22 protein-coding genes are annotated in these 23,701 nt (G+C 65.3%); 4 read left to right on the forward strand and 18 right to left on the reverse strand.

Annotation, left to right across the window (positions count from 1 at the left end; all coding sequences use genetic code 11):
• Positions 1-90 precede the first annotated feature (90 nt).
• The 12 genes from JDV76_RS06060 to pyrR form a co-directional block, all read right to left on the reverse strand.
• On the reverse strand, positions 91-2,121 hold the full coding sequence (locus JDV76_RS06060; protein ID WP_198735974.1) for a primosomal protein N': 2,031 nt from the start codon (positions 2,119-2,121) through the stop codon (positions 91-93).
• A 36-nt stretch (positions 2,122-2,157) separates the two neighbouring features.
• Positions 2,158-3,381 carry a methionine adenosyltransferase gene (gene metK / locus JDV76_RS06065; RefSeq protein WP_198735975.1) on the reverse strand — a complete coding sequence of 408 codons (1,224 nt, stop codon included), beginning with the start codon at positions 3,379-3,381 and terminating at the stop codon, positions 2,158-2,160.
• Between the two features lie 200 nt (positions 3,382-3,581).
• Entirely contained in the window at positions 3,582-4,868 is a 1,287-nt protein-coding gene (gene coaBC / locus JDV76_RS06070; RefSeq protein ID WP_198735976.1) for a bifunctional phosphopantothenoylcysteine decarboxylase/phosphopantothenate--cysteine ligase CoaBC, read from the reverse strand.
• A gap of 176 nt (positions 4,869-5,044) precedes the next feature.
• Entirely contained in the window at positions 5,045-5,320 is a 276-nt protein-coding gene (rpoZ, locus tag JDV76_RS06075) for a DNA-directed RNA polymerase subunit omega (protein ID WP_198735977.1), read from the reverse strand.
• A 74-nt stretch (positions 5,321-5,394) separates the two neighbouring features.
• Positions 5,395-5,967 (reverse strand): guanylate kinase, encoded by a 573-nt coding sequence (gene gmk / locus JDV76_RS06080; protein WP_198735978.1) that lies wholly within the window; start codon positions 5,965-5,967, stop codon positions 5,395-5,397.
• An 8-nt stretch (positions 5,968-5,975) separates the two neighbouring features.
• Positions 5,976-6,302 carry an integration host factor, actinobacterial type gene (gene mihF / locus JDV76_RS06085; RefSeq protein ID WP_198735979.1) on the reverse strand — a complete coding sequence of 109 codons (327 nt, stop codon included), beginning with the start codon at positions 6,300-6,302 and terminating at the stop codon, positions 5,976-5,978.
• A 229-nt stretch (positions 6,303-6,531) separates the two neighbouring features.
• Positions 6,532-7,362 (reverse strand): orotidine-5'-phosphate decarboxylase, encoded by an 831-nt coding sequence (pyrF, locus tag JDV76_RS06090; protein ID WP_198735980.1) that lies wholly within the window; start codon positions 7,360-7,362, stop codon positions 6,532-6,534.
• 8 nt (positions 7,363-7,370) lie between these two features.
• A complete protein-coding gene (gene carB, locus JDV76_RS06095) occupies positions 7,371-10,727 on the reverse strand; it encodes a carbamoyl-phosphate synthase large subunit (RefSeq protein WP_198735981.1) in 3,357 nt (1,118 codons plus the stop codon).
• Between the two features lie 6 nt (positions 10,728-10,733).
• Complete coding sequence (carA, locus tag JDV76_RS06100) at positions 10,734-11,945, reverse strand: glutamine-hydrolyzing carbamoyl-phosphate synthase small subunit (RefSeq protein ID WP_198735982.1); 1,212 nt, start codon at positions 11,943-11,945, stop codon at positions 10,734-10,736.
• 41 nt (positions 11,946-11,986) lie between these two features.
• Positions 11,987-13,345 (reverse strand): dihydroorotase, encoded by a 1,359-nt coding sequence (locus tag JDV76_RS06105; RefSeq protein ID WP_198735983.1) that lies wholly within the window; start codon positions 13,343-13,345, stop codon positions 11,987-11,989.
• Between the two features lie 51 nt (positions 13,346-13,396).
• Positions 13,397-14,320, reverse strand: coding sequence for an aspartate carbamoyltransferase catalytic subunit (locus tag JDV76_RS06110; RefSeq protein ID WP_198735984.1), 924 nt, complete (start codon positions 14,318-14,320; stop codon positions 13,397-13,399).
• Between the two features lie 10 nt (positions 14,321-14,330).
• A complete protein-coding gene (gene pyrR, locus JDV76_RS06115) occupies positions 14,331-14,903 on the reverse strand; it encodes a bifunctional pyr operon transcriptional regulator/uracil phosphoribosyltransferase PyrR (RefSeq protein ID WP_198735985.1) in 573 nt (190 codons plus the stop codon).
• A 152-nt stretch (positions 14,904-15,055) separates the two neighbouring features.
• On the opposite strand from pyrR, the gene JDV76_RS06120 reads away from it, so the two are divergent.
• Genes JDV76_RS06120 through JDV76_RS06135 form a run of 4 tightly spaced genes read left to right on the forward strand, consistent with a single transcriptional unit; the run spans position 15,056 to position 18,476 of the window.
• Entirely contained in the window at positions 15,056-16,456 is a 1,401-nt protein-coding gene (locus tag JDV76_RS06120) for a TIGR01777 family oxidoreductase (RefSeq protein WP_198735986.1), read from the forward strand.
• A 60-nt stretch (positions 16,457-16,516) separates the two neighbouring features.
• Complete coding sequence (locus JDV76_RS06125) at positions 16,517-17,047, forward strand: YbjN domain-containing protein (RefSeq protein ID WP_198735987.1); 531 nt, start codon at positions 16,517-16,519, stop codon at positions 17,045-17,047.
• Positions 17,040-17,540 (forward strand): YbjN domain-containing protein, encoded by a 501-nt coding sequence (locus JDV76_RS06130; RefSeq protein WP_198735988.1) that lies wholly within the window; start codon positions 17,040-17,042, stop codon positions 17,538-17,540. Before JDV76_RS06125 ends, JDV76_RS06130 begins: the two co-directional genes overlap by 8 nt.
• A 45-nt stretch (positions 17,541-17,585) precedes the next feature.
• Positions 17,586-18,476 (forward strand): hypothetical protein, encoded by an 891-nt coding sequence (locus JDV76_RS06135; protein ID WP_198735989.1) that lies wholly within the window; start codon positions 17,586-17,588, stop codon positions 18,474-18,476.
• A 3-nt stretch (positions 18,477-18,479) separates the two neighbouring features.
• On the opposite strand, the gene JDV76_RS06140 is transcribed toward JDV76_RS06135, so the two are convergent.
• From JDV76_RS06140 to aroB, 6 genes are all read right to left on the reverse strand, one after another.
• Positions 18,480-19,331 carry a PPK2 family polyphosphate kinase gene (locus JDV76_RS06140; protein WP_198735990.1) on the reverse strand — a complete coding sequence of 284 codons (852 nt, stop codon included), beginning with the start codon at positions 19,329-19,331 and terminating at the stop codon, positions 18,480-18,482.
• A gap of 79 nt (positions 19,332-19,410) precedes the next feature.
• Positions 19,411-20,070 (reverse strand): transcription antitermination factor NusB, encoded by a 660-nt coding sequence (nusB, locus tag JDV76_RS06145; RefSeq protein WP_248140821.1) that lies wholly within the window; start codon positions 20,068-20,070, stop codon positions 19,411-19,413.
• A gap of 20 nt (positions 20,071-20,090) precedes the next feature.
• A complete protein-coding gene (gene efp / locus JDV76_RS06150; RefSeq protein ID WP_198735991.1) occupies positions 20,091-20,654 on the reverse strand; it encodes an elongation factor P in 564 nt (187 codons plus the stop codon).
• 97 nt (positions 20,655-20,751) lie between these two features.
• On the reverse strand, positions 20,752-21,846 hold the full coding sequence (locus JDV76_RS06155; protein ID WP_336244246.1) for a M24 family metallopeptidase: 1,095 nt from the start codon (positions 21,844-21,846) through the stop codon (positions 20,752-20,754).
• A gap of 270 nt (positions 21,847-22,116) precedes the next feature.
• Positions 22,117-22,548: a type II 3-dehydroquinate dehydratase gene (aroQ, locus tag JDV76_RS06160; RefSeq protein WP_198735992.1), complete on the reverse strand. Its 432-nt coding sequence runs from the start codon at positions 22,546-22,548 to the stop codon at positions 22,117-22,119.
• Positions 22,549-22,558: 10 nt separating this feature from the next.
• Positions 22,559-23,653: a 3-dehydroquinate synthase gene (gene aroB / locus JDV76_RS06165; protein ID WP_198735993.1), complete on the reverse strand. Its 1,095-nt coding sequence runs from the start codon at positions 23,651-23,653 to the stop codon at positions 22,559-22,561.
• Between the last annotated feature and the right edge of the window lie 48 nt (positions 23,654-23,701).

Consider the following 23,701-nt stretch of genomic DNA (forward strand, 5'->3'; position numbering starts at 1 on the left):
TTACTACGGGGATTGTCGGGTCAACGCCCCATCCTACGGCCCCGCGCCGCATCGGTTGAAGTCCGTCGCTCCGTCCCCGGGTGACGGTGATCAACCGACGTGCAGCGGGTCAATCTGGATGCGGAGGGGAAGCTCGTCCTTACGGACCGCCCGCGCGGTCCGTCCTGACCGCAGTGCCCGCCCGAGAGCGCTCCGGGGCCCGGACCCGAGCGGCACCCGGATGAGGAGCCGTTGCGGGAGCCCGAACCGGGACTCGTCGTACTCCCCCGGCAGCGGGGAACCCGGCGGTAGGTCGACGGGCCCCAAGATGTCCGCACCCTCCGGCAGCTCGACGAGACCGAGGAAGTCGTCGAGGCTGGTCTGGGGTCCATCCACCGCGGCCAGGTGCACCGCCGGCGGAAGATCTACTTCCCGACGCTGGGCCAGTTCCATCGCGGCCGCGGTGACAGGATCCCACCGGATCAATGCCTGGACCGGAGAAAGCCCCGGGTCCGCGACGACGATCACCTCTCCCCCGTTCCCGTTGGAGGCGACGAGGGTGGCGGCCGCCATCCACTTCGCGAGTGTGTCCTCTGTGGCGCGGAGATCCGCCCGCCCTAGGAGCGCCCAGGTGTCGAGCAGCAGACAGGCCCCGTAGCTACCGTCCCTGACCGGAGGTTCGGCACCGGGGGTGGAGACCACGAGCCGAGCTCCCTGCGGAACCTCGTCGAGGACGCGGGTTCCGCCGGACGTGGAGACCGGAATCCTGGGGAACGCCCTACCCAGCTCCTCGGCAGTGCGCTCAGAGCCGAGGACCACGGCGCGGAGCCGGACGGATCCGCAGTGTCCGCACCGGTGGTTGGCCGCGGGCCGTCCACACCACCGGCACATCGGTACGCCGGGCGCGTCGTCCGCGCCCGCCGGGAGTCCGAGCGGCCCGTTGCAGGCACGACACCGGGCGGGTAACCGGCACTGTCCGCACGCAAGAGTCGGCACGTACCCTTTTCGTGGTGTCTGGATCAGTACCGGCTCATCCCGGTCCAGTGCCCTACGGACCGCGTCGAAAGCGACCGCCGGGAGCCTGGCGGATCTGGCCATCGGATCGCGCTCAAGCGCGACGTCACTGTCTGCGGTGGCACGGACCCGGGGCATACGTTGCCGCAGGACCTCGCGCGGTGCCACGAGACTGTGCATCCAGCCCTGCTCGACCATGAGCTGTACCTCGGCGGTTCGGGTGTGTCCGCCGAGGATGAGCGCACAACCACTCTGTGTGCTGCGGGTGGTGAGAACCTCTCGGGCGTGTGCGTAGGGCGCTCGGGGGTCGATCAGGTTATCGTCACCGTCATGGAGGAGTACGGCCAGCCTGAGGTCAGCGACCGGGGCATAAGCCGCGCTTCGAGTACCGATGACGAGTCGGCCCTGTCCATGGAGGACAGACAGGAAACGTCGGTAGCGCGCCTGCGGCCCGAGAGCGGAATTCAACACCGTGACCTGCCGGGCGGAAACGAGTTCACGGAGGACAGATTCGAGCGTGTCGACGTCCCGTTGATCCGGTAGCACGATGAGGACACCACCTCCGGCCTGCGCGGTCGCGACCGCCAGCCCCGCGAGGGCCAGCGCCCAGTCGTCGCCGGGGGCGATCTGCCAGGCTGCACGTGCCGAGCGGCCTGCGAGGACGGCGTCGACGAAGTTCGGACCGTAAAGGTAACTGAGCCACGGGGAGAGGTCGGGGTCGGTGACGGTACCCAGCTCATCCCAGGGCGTCGAGGTATCCGAGTTCTCCGCGGTGGCGTGCCGGGCAGGGATTGCGGAGCGGATCAGGTCACTGCGAACCCCTCCGTAGCGGTCGCAGAGAGCTTCGACGAGAGCGCGTATCTCCTCCGGGTAGACGATCTCCGGGGATATGACCCGGTCAAGCCAGGTGAGGTTCCCGGCGTGGTCGCTGACGGAGGTACGGGCGAGCACCACCGCGTCAACCAGGCGCCCGGAGAACCGGATGCGGACTTTGACCCCGGGGCGGCAGTCAGTGTGCTGCTTCTCGTCAACGAGGTAATCGAAGGGCCGGTCTAGGTGGGCGAGCCCGAGAAGCGGCAGAACCCGTGCCACCGGCGCACTCGGAGCCGGGGAACGGGGTCTGGACATGCCGGCAATTGTATATCGCCGCTCCGGCGGAGCGGGTCAGAGACCAGCCGCGGCCCGGAGTTCGTCGACCCGGTTGAGCTGCTCCCAGGGGAGATTGAGATCCGTGCGCCCGAAGTGACCGTACGCGGCGGTATCGGCATAGATTGGGCGCAGCAGATCCAGCTCGCGGATGATCGCACCCGGGCGGAGGTCGAACACCGCCGCCACGGCTGCTTGGATGTCAGAATCAGTCAGCCCGCTGTGCGCTGTTCCGAAGGTCTCCACATAGAGTCCCACCGGGTTGGCCCGGCCGATCGCGTAGGCGACCTGGACCTCGGCGCGGTCCGCGAGACCTGCCGCGACGATGTTCTTCGCGACCCAGCGCATGGCGTACGCGCCGGACCTGTCGACCTTGCTCGGGTCCTTGCCGGAGAATGCCCCGCCGCCGTGCCGGGCCATGCCACCGTAGGTGTCGACGATGATCTTCCGACCGGTAAGCCCGGCGTCGCCCATGGGACCACCGACAACGAAGGACCCGGATGGGTTGATGAGGATAGTCAGATCCCCGTCGACGAAGTCCTCGAGCTGTGCTTCGCGGATAACGTGGTCGATCACGTGGGTACGCAGCTGCTGCTCCAGCCATTCCTGACTGACGTCGGGATCGTGCTGTGTCGAGATGACCACGGTGTCCAGCCGCACGGGCCGGTCGTCGCTATCGTAGGCGAAGGTGACCTGGGTCTTCCCGTCGGGCCGGAGGTTAGGGACGATACCCTCCTTGCGGACCTGGGTCAGTCGGCGCGCGAGCCTGTGGGCCGTGGCCGCGGGCAACGGCATGTACTCAGGGGTCTCGTTCGAGGCGTACCCGAACATCAGCCCCTGATCACCTGCACCACTCTGGTTGTCGTCGTCCCCGGTGTCACCGTTCCGGAATTCATGGGAGGTGTCGACGCCAGCGCCGATCTCCTGGGACTGCTCCCCGATCGCGACGGTGACACCGCAGGTCGTTCCGTCAAACCCGACCTCGGAAGACGTGAATCCGATGTCACGGAGCTTGGTCCGCACGAGCGTCGGGATCTCGACATACCCGGAGCAGCGGACCTCACCTACGACATGGACGAGGCCGGTGGTGACGACGGTCTCGACGGCGACCCTGGAGTGCGGGTCGACCTTGAGCATGGCGTCGAGGATCGTGTCGGAGATGGCGTCGCAGATCTTGTCCGGGTGCCCTTCAGTGACCGATTCGCTGGTGAACAGGCGGACGGCGGTGGTACCTACAGCCACGGGACTTCCTTCTCAACTCGTTTTTCCTGATTTGACGGGCTCGTGCGGTGTTCTGGGAGCGACTGTACGGGAAGTCCCGGAGCGCACCGTTGGGGCGCCGCTCGCAGCGGCACGATGATCAATATAGACCAAGCTGTCTAAAACTGCAATGGTGTCCTCACCCGCCGGTCAGAGGTGCGGCATCCGGGCGGAGACCCCCATCACCGTTCCGCGGTGATCTGCACCACGGAATCAAGGAGGAGGGAGGCCACCTCGAGCTTTGTGCCGTCCGGGACCTCCACAACGGAACCGTCGGGAGTGATCAGCCAACCACGGTTCCGGCTGCGACCGAACACTTTCCCGGAGCCGACGTCATTGCACATCAGAAGATCGCAGCCTTTCCTCCGGATCTTCCGGATCGCGTGGTCGAGAACGGACCCTGAGTCATCACCGGTTTCCGCGGCGAACCCGACGATCACCGTGTCCTCCGGAACCCGGCCCTCTCGGCGGGCTGCGATGAGCCCCGCGAGGATGTCCGGGTTCTCGGTAAGTTCGATACCGGTCGGTGCGGATTCCGAGGTCTTCTTGAGCTTCGCCGGCGCGGTCACGGTAGGCCGATAGTCCGCGACGGCTGCGGCCATGATGATGATGTCCTGGTCAGCGGCACGGCAGTCGATCTCCTTGGCGAGTTCACGTGCCGATGAGATACGGATCACCTCTGCACCACACGGGATCGGAAGCTCGTCCGTGGCCCCGGCGATCAGAGTCACCTCGGCACCCCGCTGCGCCGCGACCTCGGCGAGTGCGAAGCCCTGCCGTCCGGAACTGTGGTTGCCCAGGTAGCGGACCGGATCAATGCTCTCCCTGGTGCCACCCGCGGTGATGAGGACCCGCCGACCCGACAGGTCTTGCGGTAGGTCGCGGCCTGCGAGCCGGAGGAGGGACAGCGCGACGATCTGTTCCGGGTCCGGCAGCCGACCGGCTCCGGTGTCCGGTCCGGTCAGCCGACCATGGGCGGGCTCCAGCACGGTCACACCCCGGTCCCGCAGTGTCGCGACATTGGCGCGGGTGGCGCGGTGGTTCCACATCTCGGTGTGCATCGCCGGTGCGACGACCACGGGACAGCTGGCAACGAGACAGGTCGCGGTGAGCAGGTCGTCGGCCCTTCCCGCCGCCAGCCGGGCCATCAGATCCGCTGTGGCGGGGGCGATGACCACGAGATCAGCCTCCTGACCGACCCGGACGTGCTGCACCTCGTGGACGCGGTCGAATACACCGGTGGAGACATGTTGACCGGACAGTGCCTCGAAGGTCGCCGCACCAACGAAGTTGAGTGCGGATTCCGTCGGCACGACACGGACGGAATGACCCCGTTCCGTGAAACCGCGGACTATATGACAGGCCTTATAAGCGGCGACACCACCGGCGACACCAAGGACGATCTTCCTCGATCGAGCGTTCGCGGAGTCGCGGGGTGCCGGGGAGCCAGAGGGCGACGTACTGGTCACGAGGTCCTTCAATCTTCAGTCAAGATTCGGTCGAGGCGCCGGGATGACGCCGGGAAAACACGAGATCCCTCCCCCCTTCATGATCCGGTCGCGCCGAAGACTGTGTGGCCAACGGTGTCCGTAGAAGGGGGAAGGGTACGTGCGGGACGGCAAACGCGTCGGGGCGACCTCGAGGGTCAGCCTTCTTCGTGGTCAAGCATTCCGCGGTTGATCTCGCGGAGGGCGACCGTGAGCGGCTTCGCCTGACTGTCATCGATCAGCGGACCAACGAACTCGAAGACACCTTCATCGCGCTGATGGAGGTAACTGTTGATCTGGCGCGCCCGCTTGGCGGCGAAGATCACGAGGGCGTACTTCGAGGACACCTTGTCCAGCAGTTCGTCGATCGGCGGATCGGTGATACCGACCGGCGGATCGAAGACGGCCTCGGTTGCGGTGATGTCATTGGTCACTGTTTAGCACCTTCAAAAGTCGGGGAAAAAAGAGTGTTGCTGGTTCACCCGGGATAACTGGATTCCCGGAGCGGTCAGTCACCGGTGAGGATCGCACGGATCTGCGCGACTGCCCGGTCCACGTCGTCGTTGACGACGACATAGTCGAACTCGTCTGCGGACGCGAGTTCCTCCTTGGCGGTCTGCAACCGGCGCTCAATGACGTCGGCGGGTTCCGTACCACGTCCGGTCAGGCGTTCCACCAACGTCTCCCACGAGGGGGGAGCGAGAAACACCGTCCGGGATTCGGGCATGATCCGGGCAACATTTCGTGCCCCGACCAGATCCACCTCCACGAGCACGGGACGGCGGAGTTCCAGTGCTTCGCGGACGGGCCGGGCGGGAGTTCCGGACCGCTGAAGACCACCGTGAATCTCAGCCCATTCGAGCATCTCACCAGCATCGATGGTCCGTTGAAACTCCTCCGGGGTGACGTAGAGGTAATCACGGCCATGAACCTCTCCGGGACGTGGCGCACGTGTCGTCATGGACACGGAGAAGAACAGGTCGGGGACTTCATCACGGAGCCGGTTGACCACGGTCGACTTACCGACCGCGGAAGGCCCGGCGAGCACGACGAGGCGCGCGGGGATCGAATCACCCGACATATCGGCGACTAGTCCTCTTCGGAGAAGCCGAAACGCTCCAGAAGCGCCCGGCGCTGGCGGTCACCGAGGCCACGAAGACGGCGGGTCTGCGCAATCTCAAGCTCCTCCATGATCTCCTTGGCCTTGACCTTGCCCACCTTGGGCATGGCCTCGAGCAGTGCGGAAACCTTGGTCTTACCAATGATCTCATCGCTCTGCGCCTGGGCGAGCACCTCCTTAAGGTTGGTGCCACCTCGCTTCAGTTTCTCCTTCAGCTCGGCGCGTGCCTTACGGGCCTCGGCGGCCTTGGCAAGGGCATCCTTGCGCTGCTCATCGGTCAACTTGGGAAGGGCCACGGGGTTCCTCCGTTTTTCATTTTCTTGGACAGTGTCATTGGGTAGTCTCGAGATCCGGTTCTACCAGTTCTCGCCGGCCCCGGCACCGCTAATTTCATCGGTGTCAGCCAGCGAACTTGGAACAGTCTAACACTAGTGACGCAAAGTCAAAGGTCGGGGCGGTAAACGCCGCCGCCAGGATTCGACAAAAATCCTCTGACCAGCGGTTTATCCACTACCCGGTGGGCCGTCAGCCACTGAAGGCGCTAGCCTGCCGCACACAAGCTTTCCGCAGGTCATCGACACTCGGCCCAGCCCGCAGAATACCCCGGGAAACACTGGCGAACGCCAACGGCTCAACGCCTTGGGTGAGTAAGGCCACATCGTCCGGTCCGGCTCCCTGCGCACCGACACCAGGAAGCAGGACTGGACCACCGAGCTGCTCGAGCGAGGGCGGACCGGTCACCGTCGCCCCCACCACGACACCGCAGGGGCCGTATCCACCGGCAGTCACAAACGGTTCATTCCGAACCGCGCAGGAGTCGACGACATACTGTGCGACCGACGTGCCGTCAGCCCGTTCGGCATGTTGCACCTCCCGTCCTTCCGGATTGGAGGTGGCGGCGAGCACGAACACCCCCTTACCGTTCTCCACGGCCAGGGACACGGCGGGCTCCAGCGAACCGAACCCGAGGTACGGAGAGACGGTCACCGCGTCCACGACGAGCGGCGAGTCGTCGTGGAGCCAGGCGTCGGCGTATGCCGACATCGTGGATCCGATGTCTCCCCGTTTCGCGTCCGCGAGCACGAGGCACCCGGCCTCCCGGAGCGTCCGAATGGTTTCCTCGAGGACCGCGTACCCAGCGCTACCGTGACGTTCAAAGAACGCCACCTGCGGCTTCACGAGGGCGGCCGTGTCCGCGAACGCCTCGACGCAGATCCGGGCGAAGTCGGTCAGGCCGACGGCGTCGACAGTCAGCCCCCAGTCACGGAGCAGGCCCGGGTGCGGGTCGATGCCGACACACAGTCGACCCCGGTCGGCGCCCGCCGCGGCGAGCCGGTCCCCGAAGGAGGGGGTCACGGTGCCGCTCATTCCTTCTCCCGGACCATGTCGACGGCGTGATCGAGCTGCTGCAACGCACGGACACCCAGTTCGCCAGAGCGCATGGCCTCGATGCCCTGGACAGCCGCAGTGACGCCCTGGACGGTGGTCACCAGCGGCACTCCGACTGAGACCGCGGACGAACGGATGTCATATCCGTCATGCCGTGCACCGGCGGAACCGGCGGGTGTGTTGAGGATGAGATCAATGTCGCCGCCAAGGATCCGGTCGACAACGGAGATCTTGTCGTCCCCCTGCTTGACATCGGAGTGCTTGTACACAACCTCGCACTCGATTCCGTTGCGGCGCAGCATCTGTGCCGTACCGGAAGTGGCCAGAATTCTGAACCCGAGGGTGGCCAGGCGCTGGATCGGGAAGATCAGGGTCCGCTTGTCCCGGTTGGCGACCGAGACGAAGACCGTGCCCTCGGTCGGCAGACCACCGTAGGCACCATCCTCGGCCTTGGCGTAGGCGGCACCGAAGTTGTCCGCCAGGCCCATGACCTCACCGGTGGACTTCATCTCCGGGGACAGCAGGCTGTCGAGCAGCGATCCGTCCGCGCGGCGGAAGCGGTTGAACGGCAGGACCGCCTCCTTGACCGCGATCGGCGCATCGAGCGGCAGTGAACCGCCGTCGTGGCTGGTCGGGATCATGCCCTCCTCCCTGAGTTCGGTGAGCGTCGCGCCGAGGGAGATCCGTGCGGCGGCCTTCGCCAGCGGGACGCCAGTGGCTTTGGACACGAACGGCACGGTGCGGGAGGCGCGGGGGTTGGCCTCGATGACGTAGAGGATGTCGTCCTTCAGGGCGTACTGGACGTTCATCAGGCCGCGGACACCGATCCCGTGCGCAAGCTTGACCGTGGACTCGCGAACCTTGGCGATGTCCTCCGGGCCAAGCGTCATGGGCGGTAGCGCGCACGCGGAGTCACCGGAGTGGATGCCGGCCTCCTCGATGTGCTCCATCACGCCGGCGAGGTAGACCTCGTCACCGTCGCAGAGGGCGTCGACGTCGATCTCGATGGCGTTGTCCAGGAACCGGTCGACGAGCACCGGGTGATCGGTGGTGATCTCGGTGGCGCGGTCGATGTAGTCGGACAGCGACCGCTCGTCGTAGACGATCTCCATTCCGCGTCCGCCGAGCACGTAGCTCGGGCGAACGAGAACAGGGTAGCCGATCTCCTCGGCCACAGCGCGGGCCTCGGAGAAGGAGGTCGCGGTGCCGAAGGCCGGGGCCGGAAGCTCCGCTCTGCGCAGGACCTCTCCGAACTCGCCGCGGTCCTCGGCGAGGTCGATGGCCTCGGGGCTGGTGCCGACGACGGGAACTCCGGCGTCGCGCAGCTTCTCCGCCAGACCCAGCGGGGTCTGGCCGCCGAGCTGGACGATGACACCGGCCACTGTGCCGGACTGCGTCTCGGCGTGGTAGACCTCCATGACGTCCTCGAACGTCAGCGGCTCGAAGTAGAGACGGTCGGCGGTGTCGTAGTCGGTGGAGACGGTCTCCGGGTTGCAGTTGACCATGACCGTCTCGTATCCGACGCGGGACAGTTCGAGCGCGGCGTGCACGCAGGAGTAATCGAACTCGATGCCCTGGCCGATCCGGTTCGGGCCGGACCCGAGGATGATAACCTTCTCCCGCTCAGTCTGTGGGGCGACCTCGGATTCTGCGGCCGGGTCGAGCTCATAGGCGGAGTAGTGATACGGGGTCTTCGCCTCAAACTCCGCGGCGCAGGTGTCGACCGTCTTGAAGACGGGCCGGACGCCGAGGGACCAGCGCAGTCGACGGACTCCGTCCTCGCCCGCGAGTTCCGGGCGCAGTGCCGCGATCTGCAGATCGGACAGCCCGTACCATTTCGCGGTGCGCAACAGTTCCTCGGTGAGTACCGGTGCGTTCTCGAGGGTGGCACGGAAGTCAACGAGTGCCTGCAGTTCGCCGAGGAACCAGGGGTCGATGCCGCTGGCCTCGTGGACCTGATCGACCGTGGCGCCGAGACGGAGCGCGAGCTCCGCGTCGTAGATCCGGCCCTCGGTCGGGCGCTTCAGATCGGTGAGTACGGCGTCGACGTCGGTGGCCCTGTCCCCGGCGAAGAACTCGTCGGGTTTCGTCCAGAATCCGGTCTGCTTGGTTTCGAGGGAGCGCATGACCTTACCGAGGGCGGCGATGTAGTTGCGGCCCAGGGACATCGCCTCACCGACGGACTTCATGGTCGTGGTGAGGGTGTCGTCGGCACCGGGGAACTTCTCGAAGGCGAAGCGGGGCGCCTTGACGACAACGTAATCGAGGGTCGGTTCGAAGGCTGCCGGAGTGACGCCGGTGATGTCGTTGGTGATCTCGTCGAGGGTGTAACCGATGGCGAGCTTGGCGGCGATCTTCGCGATCGGGAAACCGGTCGCTTTGGAGGCCAGCGCCGAGGAGCGGGAGACACGCGGGTTCATCTCGATGGTGATCAAGCGACCGTCATCGGGATTGATGGCGAACTGGATGTTGCAGCCACCTGTGTCGACTCCGACCTCGCGGAGGATCGCGAATCCTTGGTCACGCATGATCTGGAACTCACGGTCCGTCAGCGTCATGGAGGGGGCGACGGTGACAGAGTCCCCGGTGTGGACGCCGAGAGCGTCGACGTTCTCGATGGAGCAGACAACGACGCAGTTATCGTTGGCGTCACGCATGAGCTCGAGCTCGAACTCCTTCCACCCGAGGATGGATTCCTCGATGAGGACATTCGCCTCGGGGCTCGCGGCCAGTCCCCCGCCGGCGATCCGTTCAAGGTCCTCATCCGTGTAGGCGAGACCGCTGCCGAGCCCACCCATGGTGAACGATGGCCGCACGACAACTGGGAGACCGAGTTCGGCGACGGTCGCCCGCACCTCGTCCATGTCGTGGCAGACCCGGGAACGAGCTGACTCGCCGCCGATGCGTTCGACGATGTCCTTGAACTTCTGCCGGTCCTCACCGCGTTCAATCGCGTCAATGTCCGCACCGATGAGCTCGACATCGTACTTCTTCAGGCTGCCACGCCGGTCGAGGGCAATGGCGGCATTCAGCGCGGTCTGACCACCGAGCGTCGCGAGGACGGCATCTATCGGGTGTCCCGCGGCACGTTCCGCCTCAAAGATCTTCTCGATGTACTCGGGCCGGATCGGCTCGACGTAGGTGTGGTCCGCAAACTCGGGATCGGTCATGATCGTCGCCGGATTGGAATTGATGAGGGTGACCCGCAGGCCTTCCTCTTTCAGTACGCGGCACGCCTGTGTACCGGAGTAGTCGAACTCGCAGGCCTGTCCGATGACGATCGGCCCGGAGCCGATGACCAGGACGTGGTTGATGTCACTACGTTTGGGCATGGGTTCTTAACCTTCCGTCGGGGTGCTGCTGGTGGACATGAGCTCGACGAAACGGTCGAACAGGGGGTTGGCGTCGTGGGGACCGGCCGCGGCCTCCGGGTGGTACTGCACGGAGTACGCGAGTCCGTTGGTGAGGGCGACACCCTCAACGACGTCGTCGTTGAGGCAGGTGTGGGTGACCTTCGCGGGTCCGAAGTCTGTGTCGAACTCGACGCCCGCCTCCCCCTTGAGGGCGAAGCCGTGGTTCTGGGCGGTGATCTCGACGGTGCCGGTGGAGTGGTCGAGCACCGGGACGTTGATGCCGCGGTGACCGAACTTGAGCTTGTAGGTCTCCATCCCGAGCGCGCGGCCGAGGATCTGGTTGCCGAAGCAGATCCCGAAGAACGGGATCTTCGCGGCCAGGACGTCCCGGACCGCCGCGACCATGTTGTCGGCGGTGGCCGGGTCCCCGGGGCCGTTGGAGACGAACACTCCGTCGGGCGAGTAGGAGGAGATGGTGTCGAATCCGGTCCCGGCGGGGACGACGACGGTGCGGATACCGCGGGCGGCGAAGTTGCGCGGGGTGTTGGTCTTGATGCCCATGTCGAAGGCGACGACGGTGAAGCGGTGCTCCCCGTCGGGTTCGACGGTGTAGGGCTCGGCGCAGCTGACCTCACCGGCGAGGTCCGCGCCGGCCATGGAAGGCTGTTCGTTGACGATCCGGACGAGTTCGTCGGTGTCCCGCTGTGCGTCGGCCCCGCTGAACACGCCCGCGGACATGGACCCGTGGTTCCGGAGGTGCCGGACGAGTGCGCGGGTGTCGACGCCCCGGATGCCGACGATCCCCTGTTTCTCCATCTCCTCGGCGAGGGTCCGTGCGGCACGCCAGTTGGACACTCGGTGGGCCAGATCCCGGACGACGAGGCCCGCGACCCAGATCCGGTCACCGCGGGATTCGCCGTCTTCGTCGTTCCAACCGGTGTTGCCGATCTGGGGTGCGGTCGCGACGACGATCTGACGGTGGTAGGAGGGATCGGTCATCGTCTCCTGGTACCCGGTCATACCGGTGGTGAACACCGCTTCACCGAGGGTGGTGCCGGTGGCACCGAAACCGAAGCCACGGTAGGTGCGTCCGTCGGCGAGGACGAGAACTGCTGGGATGTCGGTCCGTTGGGTGTCGACGGAGTCGCTCACGGGGCCGCCTTTCGGTGATGTGGAAAGAGAATCAGATTTATTCATCAGGCTGTATTGTATGCAATCTTGTCGTGGGGTGCGCAGGTTCAGTTCCGGGGCGCCGCAGCGGCTCCGTCTTCACAGGTGATCCGACCCCGCAGGATGGTGGCGCGAACCCGGGTCGAGAACTCCCGACCCTCATAGGGGGTGTTCTCCGCTTTCGACGCCATCTCGGTACCCCTGGCGGTCCACCGACAATCCGGGTCGACGACGCACAGGTTCGCGGGTTCCCCTTCGGCGACCGGTCGACCGTGTCCCGGGAGTCGGGTGATCTCGGCGGGACGTTCGCTCATCACCTTCGCCACCCAGCGCCAGTCCGCGAGACCGGTCTCGACAAAGAGCTGGGCGATAATGGCCAGCGAGGTCTCGAGGCCGAGCATGCCGGGACGGGCGTTCTCGAACTCGCAGCATTTCTCCTCGGACCCGTGGGGGGCGTGGTCGGTCGACACACAGTCGATGATCCCGTCAAGAAGCGCCTGCCGGAGCACCCGGGTGTCACCGTCCTCACGCAGCGGGGGATTCACCCGGTAGCGGCCGTCGTAGGAGGTGAGGAGCTCATCCGTCAGCAGGAGATGATGTGGCGTGACCTCCGAGGTCAGCGGGATCCCGTGCTCGCGGGCCCAGGTGAGCAGCTCCACGGTACCGGCGGTCGACGCGTGGCAGATGTGCACGCGCCCGCCGTAGTCGCGGGCGAGCAACGCGTCCCGGATCACGATGGACTCCTCTGCGGCGCGGGGCCAGCCCCGAAGGCCCAGCTCCGCGGCGATCTCACCCTCGTGCGCCACGGCACCGGCGGTCAACCGCGGATCCTCGCAGTGCTGGGCCAGAAGCACATCGGTACCACGGGCGTACTCGAGAGCCCGGCGCATGATCAGCGGGTCGGAGACACACATGCCGTCGTCGGAGAACATCCGGACCTTCGCCGCGGAATCGGCCATCAGGCCGAACTCGGTGATCTCCTTGCCCGACAGTCCCTTGGTGATGGAGCCGACCGGGTGGACATCGCAGAGACCAATGTCCTGGCCCTTGAACCAGACGGATTCGGCGATGATCGGCTGGTCCATGACCGGATTCGTGTTGGCCATGGTGAACACGGCGGTGAAGCCGCCCTTCGCGGCGGCAGCGGAGCCGGTGGCGATCGTCTCGGTATCCTCGCGGCCCGGTTCCCGAAGATGGACGTGAATGTCGACGAGGCCGGGCAGAAGAACGCCGCCACCTCCGTCGATGCAGCGGTCGGCGGCGGTGTCCGCGGGAGCGTTCAATGAGGTGATGACACCGTCTGTCACGAGTACGTTGACCGGCGCGCCCTCGCCGTAGGGGCGGACGTCGGAGATGAGGAGGGTACCCGGTTCCACGGGTGCGAGGGCACCGGTGGCGGGCCGGTCGGAGGTCTTGGTTGCAGTCATGGAAGTCACGCGTCCTGGAGAAGTCTTTGAGGGTTGTGGGTGAGTCGATAGTCAGCCGGCGAGCAGGGTGAATAGCACAGCCATCCGGAGATGGACACCATTGGATACCTGCTGCAGGACCGCCGTCTGCGGTGCATCGGCGACGCTGTAGTTGATCTCCATACCGCGCAGCATCGGGCCGGGGTGCATCACGATGCACCCCTTCTTCAGCCGGGCGAGCCGATCCTTCGACAGGCCGTACCGGTTCGCGTACTCGCGGTGCGACGGGAAGAAGCCACCGAGCATGCGCTCCTGCTGGACACGGAGCATCATCACGACATCTGCGTCAACGATCTCATCGTCCATCGACCACGCGGTCCGGACCGGCCAGTTCTCCACCCCTGCAGGCAGGAGCGTCGGCGGCGCGACGAGCACAACCTCGGCCCCCAGAGTCGACAACAGGTCGACGTTGGAGCGGACGACACGGGAGTGGAGACAGTCCCCCACCAACACCACTTTCCGGCCCTCAACAGAGCCGAGCCGCTGCCGGATGGTGACGGCGTCAAGCAGTGCCTGGGTCGGATGCTGGTGCGCACCGTCGCCGGCATTAATGACGCTCGGGCCGTCGCCACCGGGCGCAACCCACTGGGCGAGCTGCTGGGGGGCGCCCGACGACGGATGGCGGATGATCAGTGCGTCTGCACCGATGGCCTTCAAGGTCAGCCCCGTGTCCTTCAGCGACTCGCCTTTCTTCACCGAGGACGATGATGCGGAAATGTTGATGACATCCGCGCTCATCCATTTGCCGGCGGTCTCGAACGACGACCGGGTGCGGGTCGAATTCTCGTAGAAAACGGTGAAGATGGTCCGACCACGAAGCGTGGGGAGCTTCTTCACTTCCCGGCCCTCGAGCGCCTCGCGGAACCGGTCCGCCTCATCCATCAGACCGATGATCTGGTCGCGGTCGAGGTCTTTGATACTGAGCAGATGCTTCATCGGGTATCCCTCACACCCCGTCGGGGCGGGTCAGCACGACGGCGTCGCGGCCATCGATGTCTTCGAGCAGGACGTCGACGTCCTCGGAACGGGAGGTCGGGAGGTTCTTTCCGACGTAATCAGCCCGAATGGGCAACTGCCGGTGCCCCCGGTCCACGAGAACCGCCAACTGGATGACGTCGGGCCGTCCCAGGTCGCGCAGAGCGTCGAGTGCGGCGCGAATGGTGCGTCCGGAGTAGAGGACGTCATCGACGAGGATAACCGTCGCTCCGTCAATACCCCCGGCCGGTACGTCGGTAGGTTGCAGTGCCCGGTGACCACGCGAACGCAGATCGTCCCGGTAGAGCGTGATGTCCAGCGAACCGCAGGAGATATCCACCCCTGAAAACTCCGCGATCTTGCTCTTCAGACGCCGTGCGAGGGGAACTCCCCCGGAAGGTATGCCCAAAAGAATGACCCGGCCGGACTCAGCAGAGTCGAGGGCCGTTTTCTCAATTATCTGGTGCGCGATGCGCGCGACCGTCCGACTGACATCGTCCGCTGACAGCAGCTCTGTCGTAATCGGTTGATCGTGTCCGCTCATCGTGACCTCCTTTCCCGCCTCACGGTGCGGTTCCTTAAAGGATGCCTATGCTTGAACTACGATGACCACCCTAGCACCACCGGAACCGGCGGGAGACCCTTCTCCACCGGCTCCACCTATCCGGCGGTAAAACCAATGATGGGAGCGCCAGCATGAGTCTGACGACCAGCCACTTCGTGCCCTTCGACAGGGAGGACGTCTGGGACTGGCACACACGCAACGGAGCCGTCGTACGCCTGTCTCCCCCGTTCGCCCCCATGACTCCCGTCAAACAGGCCGAACGACTCTCCGATGGCACGACGGTGTTCAGCCTCCCGGCAGGCCTCAAATGGGTCGCCCGCCATGATCTCTCCGGCTACCGGCGAGGCCACCGATTCACGGATGTCTGTGTGTCTGCGCCACTCCGCTCCCTGTCCAACTGGCGGCACGTCCATACCTTTGCCGACGCCCCCGGCGGTACCGTCATCACGGACGAAGTCTCGACCCGGGTGCCGGGTTCGACATTGACCGGACTGTTCGCATACCGCCAGCACCAGCTTTTCGAGGACCTCAAGTTCCTCCGCCGGATGTCGGTGTACACCTCCCCGGAGTTCCGGGACGCAGAGGGTGGACCCCGATCTCTGACCATCGCGGTCACCGGTACCGGGGGTACGGTCGGCAGGGCACTGTGCGCCCAGCTGGGCACGGCCGGCCACACGGTTATCAGGCTGCGGCGTGGACCGGTGCGGAGGGACAGCGGTGACAAGGCCCGAACCTGGAATCCCGTGGACCCTGATCCGTCCCTCCTCGACGGCGTCGATGTTCTCGTCCACCTTGCCGGCGAGCCACTGCTCGGCAGGTTCACAGAGAGCCACAAGCGGGCGATCCGGGATTCCAGGACGGCACCGACGAGATATCTCGCCGAACTCGTCGCGGCCTCCCCCACTTGTCACACGATGGTCAGCGCCTCGGCAATCGGGTTCTACGGGCACGACCGGGGTGATGAACTTCTCACTGACACCTCCGCCGCCGGCGATGGATTCCTCGCTGAGGTGTGCCGGGACTGGGAGCGGGCATGCCAATCCGCCACCGACGCTGGGAAACGGGTGGTCACCATCCGGACCGGGATCGTGCTCGCGGGTACTGGCGGGGTACTGCCCCTACTGAAGATGCTGTTTTCGGCGGGCCTCGGCGGGAAATTCGGTGACGGATCTATCTGGTTCAGCTGGATCTCCCTCGACGATCTGACGGACATCTACTGCCGTGCCGTCGTCGACACCGCGCTCACCGGACCAGTCAACGCAACCGCACCCCACCCCGTCCGGAACGCCGAGATGACCCAGAAGCTCGCCCGTGAGCTCAACAGACCCGCGTTCCTCCAGATTCCGGCACTGGGACCGAAACTCCTCCTCGGCAGCGAGGGCGCCGAACAGATCGCCCTGGCCAACCAACGGGTCATCCCGACGGTCCTCGAGTCACTGGGGCACACGTTCCGTCACCCGACGATCGGGGACGCACTCGCCCATGAGCTCGGCGGCGAGGACCTCCTCGGCTCGCGGGGATCCGCTCCCTGACCACATCTCGCACTGTTTCGTTTGCGCGAAGAGAACCGTGGGGACACCGACACCGGTATCATGACGCAGGACACGCGCGACGTTGCCAGCGCCGCCCCCTTTCTTCCGCAACACGAGGAGCTCTGCGCCACCGTGACCGACACCGACAACATCCCGACTCCGGTCGATCTCGACCGGGTCACCGACATCCTCGACGCACAGGACCTGCGGTGGCTGTGGGACGAGGAGTCCCCGGACATCCTCCGTACGGGTTTCCCCAACGCCGCCTTCGCCTTTTTCATCCGCGACGACAAGATCCTCGCGGATGCGGTGTGGCGGGGCACACCCCGGCGGGAGCGCGCCCCGGAAATGCTCGCAGCGGTCAACGAATGGAACTTAACCCAGATCACCCCGATCCTGCATTTCTCGGAGTCCTCGGACGGGAGCTTGTCGGTGCACGCGCACCGGCGGCTCCTCGCCGCTGAGGGGGCGACCCGGAATCAGGTCGGGGCCTTCACTATGTCCACCCTAGAACTCACCGTGAACTGCTTCGACTGGCTAGGTTCACAGTTCCCCGATCTCGTCACCTGGCAGGAGCACAACCATGAGTAACGAAACCGAGAACACCGTCGACCCGTCTGCTGGAGGCACCGCAGCGGTCGGCCCCGTCACCTTCGATGATGTCCGTGAGGTCATGCGGGGTTTCGGCGTCGAATTGATTATGGCGGACGAGTCGACCATCGGCGGAGCCAACCTCAACGGCACCCAGGTGACCTTCGCCATCATCGGTGGCGGAGTACTCCTCATCCGCGCGGACGTACCCACCGGGAGCGATCCGACGGCGGGCGATCCGACGTTGTTCCTCGCCGCCAACAGGTTCAACGCCCTCAGTTTCGACGTGAAGGCGGCTGTCGTCGACCGGACCGAACAGCTCATTCTCCGGACCGAAAGCGAGACCCTTCTCGCGGCGGGTATGACCGGACCGCAGCTCACCGCGGCGGTACGCTCCGGCGTCGACGTCGTCCTCGCGGCACAACAGGCGTTGACTGAGATCACCGAGTCCATTCGCAACACCGCCCAGGGCCAGCCGTCCGCTGACGCCTAACTAACCGGTCGATGGTCCCCGATCCCTTCCGAAGGCCCGATACCAGTGAATCACATTCTCGAGACCGCCTCCCGCGTCCTCACCTCAGACGGACAGGTCGTGCAGCATGGCGACGACCGCCTCACGATCGAGACCGACACGTGGGTGCTCACCTTCACGGTCTCGGACAAGGATTCCCTGATCGCCTCAGGCATGTGGAAACGTCTCACCACGATGGAGGATTCCGCCGCCGTCGTGGACCTGGTCCAGGCGTGGTACACACACGGCTGGGACATCCCGTCCGCCGGCTACAACACTGACATCGCCCCCGGGCACATCGTGCTCGTCTCGTCTGCCGCGTTGATGTGCGCAGACCGGATCGATGTGGAGACAATTGCCGATTTCACCCGCTCCGCGCTCGACGGCACACGCATGCTCATGGGGTACGCCGAGGAGGCACTGCCCGGCGGTGTCCCGGCGAAGCCCGCGTTCGACGTGATCAGCGCTTCGGAAACGGCCCCCGGGCACGGTCCCGGGATCGATCCGTCGCATATCCACGCCGTGTTGTCCGGTATCGAGGGGACAGCCGTGGGGGTGACCCACGGGACCGCCCGTCGTGGTCCGGTACCGTGCACCATCACCGCCGCGGACCGTTCGCCCTGGTACAGGATCGAGGGGCGATGGCCGACGGAACTGCCCGCGGACGACCCGAATATGCTGACGATGACCCTGCACATCTGCAACGAGTTCACCGTCTCCGCGGCCGGCCCCGTCATCGATTTCGTCGCGTCTCGGGGGCAAATAGTCCTCAAAGCGACGGCTCTGGTCTTCTGCCCCCGAGAACTCGACGATGCCGTTCTGGCGGAGACCCTCGACCGTAAGCTGCGCTGGATACAGGCCGGCCTCCACCACGTCTCGAATCGACTGCAGGCTCCCTCTGTGTGTCCCCTCCCCTGAGAATCAGCTCTCCGCGAGACGCTGCTTCTCCTCCTCAACGTCGAAATCGGGTTCCGGCCACTCCAGATCCATGGAGCGGAGCGCATCGAGCAGGAGGTACTTCACCACCATCCGCGCGTAGGGTTTGTTGTCCCCAGGTACACAGTACCAAGGGGCGACATCGGTGGAGGTCCGGCGCAGGGCGATCTCGTAGGCCTCCTGGTACTCCTCCCAGTAGCCTCGTTCCGTCACATCGCCGGGGTTGTACTTCCAGTGCTTGTCGGCACGTTCCAGACGTTCCTCGAGGTTCTCCCGCTGAAATTCGGGACTGATGTGGAGCATGACCTTGATGATCCGGACGCCGGATTCGGCGAGTTCCCGCTCGAACTCCACGATCGCGCCGTAGCGACGCTCGATCTCATCCGCCGGGGAGAGACCGTGGACACGATGAATGAGCACATCCTCGTAGTGGGAGCGGTCGAAGACGCCGATCTGTCCTGGTCGGGGCAGCTTCTTCCGGATCCGCCAGAGGAAGTCGTGTGACAGCTCTTCCTCGGTCGGCTTGCCGAAGGCGGCCAGGTCCACGCCCTGCGGGTCGACGATCCCGAGCACGTGCCGGACCACCCCACCTTTCCCCGCAGTATCCATCCCCTGGAGGATGAGGAGGACAGCGCCAGCACTGCCAGCGGACGCCCGGCCGTTGGCATACAGCTTCTCCTGGAGCTCCGAGAGCTCGTCATCAATCTCGGAGAACTCCTTCTTCAGCTTGTTCTTGTCCCCCTTGAAGTTCGGGGTATCCCCGGGAGCGACGTCAGCGAGGTTAAAGTCCTGCCGGACCCGGAGTGTTTTCGCGTCTTCCGCACTGAAATTAGCCATGCTGTCATGGTAACCGTAACCACAGCGCTTCCCCGGCCACCCATCATCGGCCCCGGGGCTGACACCACCTGTCCCGGAGTCAGCGGGTTATGTCGGAACCGTCCGGAGCCGGGTTGACTGCGTCACCCGGGTCCTCGGGATCGGATGACCCGCCGGTGACGCCACACGGAAGATCCGGCTCCTCGTCGTGATCGTCCTCGGCCACCGCAGGGTCTCCGACATCGAGGAAGTCGGGCGCCTCGGGCTCCGGTTCCCCGGCACGGAGGGTGTCAAGGTTGCCGGCTACCGAGTCGAGCACCGCGTTGACGTAGGCCTGTGCGGTGTCGGAGGAATAGTCTCCGGTGAGCCGGACGGCCTCATCAATGGCGGCCACGGGCGGAACGTCCTGGTTGAACAGCAGTTCCCAGACCGCCACCCGCAGTATCGCCCGTTCGACGGCCGGGAGCCGCCCGAACGTCCAGTCCTCGACCAGGTATTTCGAGATCGTCTCGTCGACGCGGTCCAGCTCGTAGGCCGTTCCTTCGACGATCGTCCGCGTGTAGTCCGCGATCGGCGCGACGTCGGGTTGCGGGAGCCGGGACAGCTCCACCCGGTCCTCGACGATCGCGACAGGGTCGACGTCACGGGCCTCCGCCTCGAAGAGGATGTCCACGGCACGGCGACGAGCGCGGAACCTCGCGCCTCGACGCTTGTGGGGCGGACGTCGGCCCGTGTCCGCTCGGTTGTCTTTGTCAGTCACAGCTGGAATCGCCCCGGCGATCAGTTGTTGACACGGGAGAGGTAGGAGCCGTTTCGGGTGTCCACCTTGAGGACGTTGCCAGTCTCGATGAACAGCGGGACCTGGATCTCCGCACCGCTCTCGAGCGTGGCGGGCTTGGTGCCACCGGTGGAGCGGTCACCCTGGAGACCCGGGTCGGTGTGCTCAACCTTGAGTTCAACAGCGATCGGTAGTTCCACGAAAAGTGGTTCTCCTTCGTGGAAGGAGACCTGAACGGTCATGTTCTCGAGGAGGAACTTTGCGCCGTCACCCATGAGATGGTCACCGACCTCGATCTGCTCGAAAGTCTTGGCGTCCATGAGCACGTACGAGGTGCCGTCGTGGTAGAGGTAGGTCATGTCACGGCGGTCGACCGTCGCCGTCTCGACCTTGACGCCGGCGTTGAAGGTCTTGTCCACAACCTTGCCCGAGACCACGTCCTTGAGCTTGGTCCGCACGAAAGCGGGGCCCTTGCCCGGCTTGACGTGCTGGAACTCGACGATCTGCTGCAGCTTGTTGTCGATCTTGAGCACAAGACCGTTCTTGAAGTCGGCGGTGGTTGCCACTCGTTGCTCTCCCTCGGATGTTGCGGTGCGGGAATGCACCCGGTGGATCCGAGGCTTCCCGCTGGTACGGCGTATCAGCTTACATCACGCCCCGGGATCAGATCACCTGCAGGTCCTTCGGCAGGCGGGTGATCACTTCCGGGGCACCGGCGGTGATGATGAGCGTGTCCTCGATCCGCACTCCCCCGCGACCCGGGATGTACACCCCAGGTTCGATGGTCAGGGTCATGCCCTCGCGGAGTCCCCCAGATCCGGTCAGTGAGGCCATCGGCGGCTCGTGAACATCCAATCCGATCCCGTGGCCCGTCGAGTGCACGAAGTAGTCGCCGTATCCTGCGGCCGCGATGATGTCCCGGCAGGCGGCATCCACTTCGCGGAGCGGTGTCCCCGGGGTAGCGGCCTCCACGCCCGCGGCCTGCGCGCGGTGCACGAGGTTGTAGATCTCCTCGGTAAATTCCGTGGTGTGACCCATGATGTAGGTACGGGTACAGTCCGAGTTGAATCCGCGGTCGTGCGCACCGAAGTCGATCGTCACGAGATCGCCGGCCTCGATCACCCGGTTACCGGCGCCGTGGTGGGGTTTGGCCGAGTTCGGTCCGGAGGCGACGATCGTGTCGAAGCTGACCCGCTCCGCCCCGAGCATCCGCATGCGATACTCGAGATCGGCGGCGACCTGGCGTTCCGTCCGACCGACAGCCAGTTCCCCGGCGTCCAGTACCTCCCGGAGCGCCTGCGACGCGAGCTCCGCGACGCCGGTGAGCCGCTCGAGTTCAAGCTGGTCCTTGATCAACCGGAGATCCTCGATGAGGCCGGTCACGGGCACGAGCTGGACATCCTCGCCGCAGGCGTCGGTCAGTCTGTCAAGCTGCGCTACCGTGACGTGAGAGGCTTCGAAACCGACCCGCCGCGGTCCGGTGACCTCCCGGAGGAGTTCAACGCCGACATCCCGTGCCTTCAGGCACTCGATGTCCGGGACTTCTTCCGCGATCTGTGTGGTATAGCGACCGTCCGTCGCGATCCGGGCGGACAGATCCTTCGACAACAACAACGCACCATTCGAACCGGAGAACCCGGAGAGGTAACGCACGTGGGTCAAGTGGGTCACGAGCATCGAATCGATGCGGCGACCGGCCATCTCGGCGGCCAGCGCGCGCCGGCGGTTCGAGAATCGGGTATCAGCGAAAAAAGCCACAATGTCACCGTGCCTAACATGGTTGCGGGATCGGCGTCAGCCCCGGTTGTTCAAACGGAGCCAGTAGGCCGACACGACGTTCTTTGACCATAGGTTAACCCGTGTGCCCGTTCCTCAATGACGGGGGCGGGTGAATGTTGTTAACGGGGGTGCCACACCGCGGAGGCCTGCCACGTCTTCTCCACAAAGCGATAATCGGGGAACGAGCATCCCTAGTGAGGCGTCGCCAACTGCCCCCTCCATCACGGAGGGAAGCGAAGCGGCACCAGGCTACGTAGCCAGCTTCCGGAGTGCGAAGGAGTATCCCTCGATGCCGAGCCCGGCGATCACGCCACGAGCAATCGGGGAGAGATAGGAATGTCCTCGGAAGGGCTCACGGGCGTGCACATTCGAGATGTGAACCTCGATGAAGCCAGCCCCGTCAGCGACCTCAGCGAGGGCGTCCCGCAGGGCCACGGAGGTGTGGGTCAAGCCTCCTGGATTGATGATGACCGGATTTCCCGCGTCGGCCGATTCGTGGATCCAGTCAATCAGCTGGCCCTCCCAGTTCGATTGCCTGCACCGGACCGTGACGCCGAGTTCATCAGCCAAAGCGGAGAGCTGGTCCTCCACGTCCCCGAGGGTCGTCGAACCGTAGATCTCCGGCTGGCGTTTTCCCAACCGGTCGAGGTTGGGACCGTTGTAGACGTCTATGGTGCGCATGGAGCCGATTCTAGCCACTGATCGCGGCATACGCGGCACGGAGACTGTCCATCGACGGCCCCTCGAGCCGGGTCGTGGAGCCCACGTCCGTGAGCGCGACGAAGCGGATCCGGCCGTCACGGTTCTTCTTGTCTCGGGTCATTCCGGCGTGGAGTTCGTCGAAGCACCCTGCGGAATAGCTGGTGGGCAGACCGACGGATGTGAGGATGCGGCGGTGCCTATCGACCAGCCCGGCGTCGATGTGCCCTAGTTCGCGGCTCAGCTCAGCGATGAACATCATGCCGACGGCAACCGCGCGACCGTGCCGCCACGCGAAGTGCTCGCGCAGCTCGACGGCGTGTCCGAACGTGTGTCCGTAGTTGAGGATTTCCCGCAGCCCAGCCTCCTGGAGGTCTTCCGACACGACCCGGGCCTTCACCGCCACCGATCGGGCGATGAGTTCCGGTAGGTGACCGTCCACCCGCAGACACGCCTCCGGCTCTGACTCGTAGCGGGCGAGAATCTCGGGGTCCGCGATGAACCCGGTCTTGATGATCTCCGCGCTTCCGGCGACGATCTCGTCCATGGGAAGAGTTCCCAGGCGGTCGAGGTCGATGAACACGGCGGCTGGTTCGTGGAAGCAGCCGACGAGGTTTTTCCCCGCAGCCGTGTTGATCCCCGTCTTTCCACCGACCGCGGCGTCAACCATCGCGAGCAGCGTCGTGGGAACCTGGATGACCGGCACGCCACGCATCCAGGTGGCGGCGATGAATCCCGCCAGATCGGTGGCGGCACCGCCTCCGAGTCCGATAACGACGTCCCGGCGCCCGAGCCCCGCCCGACCGAGTGCATCCCAGCATTCACCGGCGCTCTGCAGAGTCTTCCCTGCCTCGGCGTCCGGTATGACATGCCGGACGACCTCCAGTCCGGCGGTGGAGAGTGCCTCCGTCAGGCCCTCCGCCACTCCGCCGAGGACGCCTTGATGGAGAATGGCGGCCTTCCGCGCGCCTGGCAATCCGGAGGCGAACCCGGCGATCGCACTGTCCAGGCCGTGCCCGATCCAGACGGTGTATGGGGCGGGGCCGGCGACGGAGATAGTCGATTCAAAAGTTCCGGATGTGCTCACTGTGGTGCCTTTCGCAGTCGGTATGTGGCGGTTGCGGATGGGCACTGG

Origin of the sequence: Corynebacterium marambiense, from assembly GCF_016342275.1 — a bacterium.
In the GTDB taxonomy this organism is placed as follows: domain Bacteria; phylum Actinomycetota; class Actinomycetes; order Mycobacteriales; family Mycobacteriaceae; genus Corynebacterium; species Corynebacterium marambiense.